3 protein-coding genes are annotated in these 2,048 nt (G+C 73.2%); 1 reads left to right on the top strand and 2 read right to left on the bottom strand.

Features of this window, described 5'->3' with window-relative positions; genetic code table 11:
* Positions 1-88: 88 nt before the first annotated feature.
* Positions 89-721 (bottom strand): hypothetical protein, encoded by a 633-nt coding sequence (locus ABT160_RS46845; RefSeq protein ID WP_351656504.1) that lies wholly within the window; start codon positions 719-721, stop codon positions 89-91.
* 89 nt (positions 722-810) lie between these two features.
* On the opposite strand from ABT160_RS46845, the gene ABT160_RS46840 reads away from it, so the two are divergent.
* Positions 811-1,617 (top strand): SDR family oxidoreductase, encoded by an 807-nt coding sequence (locus tag ABT160_RS46840; protein WP_502984431.1) that lies wholly within the window; start codon positions 811-813, stop codon positions 1,615-1,617.
* 20 nt (positions 1,618-1,637) lie between these two features.
* Here ABT160_RS46840 and ABT160_RS46835 read toward each other — a convergent pair whose 3' ends face one another.
* On the bottom strand, positions 1,638-1,907 hold the full coding sequence (locus ABT160_RS46835; RefSeq protein WP_351656499.1) for a hypothetical protein: 270 nt from the start codon (positions 1,905-1,907) through the stop codon (positions 1,638-1,640).
* Between the last annotated feature and the right edge of the window lie 141 nt (positions 1,908-2,048).

Here is a 2,048-nt window from a genome sequence, read left to right as displayed (position 1 = left end):
AACGCGACTACATATTCCACGGCACCCTGGCCACCGCAGCCCTCATCATCTGGCTCCGGGACCTCGCCAAAGAGCCATCAGACACGCCCTAGTCCGGCAGCCCCACGAGTCCCCAGCCCCGCCCCGCGGCCTGTCCGACCACGTCGGCCCACTCGCCCACCAGGGCGGTGAAGGCCTCGAAGGTGGCCGGGCGGCCCGCCCAGCCCTCGCACTCGACGCGGAACGGCTCCCGCAGCTCCGCCAGGCGCGGCCGGGCGACACTCCAGCCAGCGGCCTTGCGCGCGAGGGCCGACGGCGGGCAGACGAGCAGCACCTGCGGACGGAACGGGTCCCGCGCGGCGGGGAGGACCCCTCCGCCGGTCGCCCCGGGGTCGTCCTCCGGATCGCGGTACCAGATGAGTTGGTCGAGGACGGCGTCCAGCGCCGTGCGCAGCACCGGTTCCACGTGCACGCGCATGTCGTCCCACCCGTCACCGGCCTCGGAGTGGGGCCGGTACTTGCCGGTGGTGGTGAGGAACCGGTACTCCGCGCACCAGGGCGCACTCCCGCTCGTACTCCTGGTCATGGACGGAGGCCACACCCACCCGCGGTCGTCCGCCGCGTCCCGTGCGGCCTCGTGGGTCGGCGTGACGGCGTCTTCCAGCGCCGAGACTCGGCGCTCCACCGGCAGGGCGAGGAGCCGTGCGAAGTCCGCCGCGTACAGCGAGAGGTTCAAACCCACGGCTACAGCGTACGAAGCGGTGACAGTGCCGTCCGGTCCCGGGCGGGGGTCCGGAAAACCGGGTGCCGTGGGGTGGGTGGCGCGCAAGGATGGTGCTCGTGGTGAACGAGGAGCGCGTGGGGGCCGACCGGGACGCGCAAGGGACCGGGCGTCCGCTGGCGCTGGTCACCGGTGCGGGGCGCTCGGCGGGGATCGCGTCGAGCGTGGTGCTGGACCTGGCCCGGACCGGGTGGGACGTGGCCTTCACGTACTGGAGTCCATACGACGCGCGCATGGAGTGGGGCGCGGAGCCGAGTGCCCCGCGGGAGCTGCTGCGGAAGGCGGAGTCCGCCGGCGCGAGGACGCTCGCGGTCGAGGCGGACCTGAGCGATCCGGCAGCGCCCGCCCGGCTCTTCGACCGAGTCGAGCGCGAGTCGGGCGACGTCACCGCGCTGGTGCTCGGCCACTGCGAGTCGGTCGACTCCGGCCTGCTCGACACCACGGTGGAGAGCTTCGACCTGCACTTCGCGGTCAACGCGCGGGCGGCGTGGCTGTTGATCCGGGAGTACGGGCTGCGGTTCCGCGGGCCCCACGGCAGCGGCCGCGTCATCAGCCTGACCAGCGACCACACCGCGGGCAACCTGCCCTATGGCGCGAGCAAGGCGGCGATGGACCGGATCATCCTGGCCGCCGCCCGCGAGCTCGCCCACCTGGGAGTGACCTGCAACGCGATCAACCCCGGACCGACCGACACCGGATGGATGACCGGGGACCAGAAGGCGGACCTGATCCGCTTCACGCCCCTGGGCCGCCTCGGGGTGCCGCAGGACTGTGCGCACCTCGTGTCGTTCCTCTGCTCCGCCGAGGGCGGCTGGATCAACGGCCAGCTCCTGCGCAGCGACGGGGGCCTCGGGTAGGCGCCCGTGACGGGCCGCCCTCAGTCGAAGAGGTCGTCCAGGGGGCCGGCGGCCGTGGACGAGGTCGCCAGCGGACCACGGTCGTCGTCCCGGTCCTTCTTCCGGCGCTGCGGGAACATCAGCGCCGCGCTGAGGCCCACCAGGCCCATCCCGCCCAGGCCGAGCAGGATGCGCGCGGACGTCATCGACCCCGTCCACTGCTGTCCGGGGCCGGCGACGGCCCAGATGGCGAGTGACGCGCCGATGAGGAGGACGCACACCGCGGCGGCACGGCGCAGAACGAGGCTCATGCGCTCATGATCGCATTCGTTCCCGCGCTGGTCGAGGCCCTTTTCGGCGGTGGTCGCGACGCTGGCGGGACCTGGATCGGGGCCCACCCCCCCCCCCAACTAGGGGGGTGGGGGGGGGGGGGCGGGGGGAGAACAAGATCG

The organism is Streptomyces sp. NPDC001941 (assembly GCF_040296945.1).
Classification (GTDB): Bacteria; Actinomycetota; Actinomycetes; order Streptomycetales; family Streptomycetaceae; genus Streptomyces.
This window is presented reverse-complemented; position numbering and strand designations above follow the sequence as displayed.